Below are 2737 nucleotides of genomic sequence, written 5' to 3'. Positions count from 1 at the left end.
CCCGGTCGAGGCCCCCGCGCCGGCCGCAGCCGCACCCGCCGCAGCCCCGGCTGCGCAGGCCGCCCCGGCGTCGGTCGACCCCCGCCGCGGCACCCGCGAGAAGATGAGCCGCCTGCGCAAGGTCATCGCGCAGCGCATGGTCGAGTCCCTGCAGGTGTCGGCCCAGCTCACCACCGTGGTCGAGGTCGACGTGACCCGGGTCGCCGCGCTGCGCACCCGGGCCAAGAACAGCTTCGCGCAGCGCGAGGGCGTCAAGCTCTCGTTCCTGCCGTTCTTCGCCCTGGCGGCCGTGGAGGCCCTCAAGGCCTACCCGGTCGTCAACTCCAGCGTCGAGGGCGACGAGATCGTCTACCACGGCGGCGAGCACCTGGGCATCGCGGTGGACACCGAGCGCGGCCTGCTCGTGCCCGTCATCAAGGACGCGGGCGACCTCAACATCGCCGGCCTGGCGCGCAAGATCGCCGACCTCGCGGAGCGCACCCGCACTAACAAGGCGACGCCGGACGAGCTCAGCGGCGGCACGTTCACCCTCACCAACACCGGCAGCCGCGGCGCGCTATTCGACACCCCGATCCTCAACCAGCCGCAGGTCGCCATCCTCGGCACCGGCTCGGTGGTCAAGCGCCCGATGGTGCTCACCGACGCCGAGGGCAACGAGTCCATCGCGGTCCGCTCGATGGTCTACCTGGCCCTGTCCTACGACCACCGGGTGGTCGACGGGGCGGACGCCGCACGGTTCCTCAGCACGGTCAAGGCCCGTCTCGAGGAGGGCGCGTTCGAGTCCGCCCTCGGGCTCTGACGCCGGGACAGTGACGGCGGCGACGACGGTGACCACGACGGTGGCGACGACGGCAGGTCTGGCAGCGGCGGTCCGGCCAGCGGCACGTGCCGCGGTCGTGGTGCCGCCGGTGCGGGTGGCGGGGACGGACGGCGTCCCCGCCGCCCGGGCCGGGCGTGAGGAGCTGCACCGGTGAAGGTCGCCGTCACCGGCGCGTCCGGGCTCATCGGCTCGGCGCTCGTCCCGTCCCTGCAGGCCTCGGGCCACGAGGTCCTGCGCCTGGTCCGCCGTCCCGCAGCGGGTCCCGACGAGTGCACCTGGGACCCGTCGGGCGGCACCGTCGACCTCGCCCGCCTGGCGGGCACCGATGCGGTCGTCCACCTGGCCGGCGCCGGGGTCGGCGACAAGCGGTGGACGGAGAAGTACAAGCAGACGATCCTCCGGTCCCGCGTCGACGGGACCCGCACCATCGTCCGGGCCATGACCGCGCTGGACCGGCCGCCGTCGGTCCTGCTGTCCGGCTCGGCCGTCGGCTACTACGGCGACCGCGGCGAGGAGGTCCTGCTCGAGACCTCCGCCCGCGGCGAAGGCTTCCTCGCCGACGTGGTCACCGCGTGGGAGGCCGAGACCGCCCCGGCCGCCGCCGCCGGCATCCGGGTCGCGCTGCTGCGGACCGGCCTCGTCATGGCCACCGGCGGGGGCGCCTTCGGGCGGCTGCTCCCCATCATCAAGGCCGGCGTCGGCGGGCAGATCGGCGACGGCCGCATGTGGTGGCCGTGGATCACGCTCCTGGACGAGGTCCGGGCCATCGAGCACCTGCTCGAGAACGAGGTCAGCGGCCCCGTGAACCTGGGCGCCCCGCAGCCCGCCCGCAACGCCGACGTCACCCGCGCCGTCGGCAAGGCCCTGGGGCGGCCCACGATCGTGCCCGTGCCGTCGTTCGCCCTGCGGGTCGTCCTCGGGGAGTTCTCCAGCGACGTGACGGGCAGCCAGCGCATGATCCCCGAGGTCCTCACCGCGTCCGGCTTCGACTTCGCGCACCCCGACGTCGAGTCGGCTGCGCGGTGGCTCGCCGAGCAGTAGGGCCGACCGGCACGACCGACGGGTGAGCGCACGACCGGTGCCACCGGACGCCCGGTGCCCGCCGCACGTGTCCGGGGGGCAATGGGTCGGCTGCCGGGCTGTGTCAGCCGTCGGTGCCGCTGACGTCCCGGACCCGCCAGCCGTCCGGCGTGGCGGCCAGCCCGAGCACCACCTCCTCGGTCGTGGTCGTCCCGGCCACGGTCGTCGTCAGGCGCACGGCCGCCGAGCCGGGCCGGTCGGGGACCGGTGACACGCCGGTGACCTCGTAGGCCACGTCGACCGCACCGGCGGCGAGCAGGTCGCGGTCCGACGCGGATGCCGGGCCGTCAGGGTGGTGCACCTGGCCGAGCGCCGCAGCGTCGCCCGAGCGCAGGGCGGCCTCGCGCGCCTCGACGAGGTCGGTGACGACCTGGGTGAGCACGGCCGGGTCATCGAGGTCGTCGGTGCTCGACGGGTCCGCCGGGTCCGCCGGGTCCGCCGGGTCCGCCGGGACCACCGGGACCACCGGGACCACCGGGACCACCGGGACCACCGGGACCACCGGGACCACCGGGACCACTGGGTCCGCCTGGTCCGCCTGGTCCGCCTGGTCCGCCTGGTCGGCCTGGTCCGCCTGGTCCGCCGGCAGCTCCGACCCGGTCAGGTCGGTAGGCGGGACGGCCACCGTCGGCCCGGTGCCGGTCTCCCCATCAGCCGCGACGTCCGTCGCCTCCCCCGCGACCACCCCTCCGTCTGCCACTTCCGCGGGAGTCCCGCCCCCCGCCACCAGGGCCCCGGCCGCTCCCCCGGCGAGCACCACCACCAGCCCGGCGCCGCCGGCGACCAGCGCGCGGCGCGGCACCCGGCGGGCACGCGGGAGCAGCGCCCGGAGCCGCG

General features: G+C 75.9%; 3 protein-coding genes. 2 read left to right on the top strand and 1 reads right to left on the bottom strand.

The genetic code is table 11. The annotated features are described in order from the left end of the window. A partial coding sequence (locus WCS02_RS19440; RefSeq protein WP_340295932.1) for a 2-oxo acid dehydrogenase subunit E2 occupies window positions 1–799 on the top strand: 799 nt, incomplete at its 5' end. Window positions 800–970: 171 nt separating this feature from the next. Next, window positions 971–1861, top strand: a complete 891-nt coding sequence (locus WCS02_RS19435) for a TIGR01777 family oxidoreductase (RefSeq protein ID WP_340295931.1) — start codon at window positions 971–973, stop codon at window positions 1859–1861. Window positions 1862–1964: 103 nt separating this feature from the next. Here the strand turns inward: WCS02_RS19435 and WCS02_RS19430 are convergent. Continuing rightward, window positions 1965–2737: hypothetical protein (locus WCS02_RS19430; protein ID WP_422665441.1), on the bottom strand; the 773-nt coding region annotated here is incomplete at its 5' end.

The organism is Aquipuribacter hungaricus, from assembly GCF_037860755.1.
GTDB classification, from domain to species: Bacteria; Actinomycetota; Actinomycetes; order Actinomycetales; family JBBAYJ01; genus Aquipuribacter; species Aquipuribacter hungaricus.
Note: the sequence above shows the minus strand (reverse complement) of the source record. Positions and strands in the feature narration are given on the sequence as shown.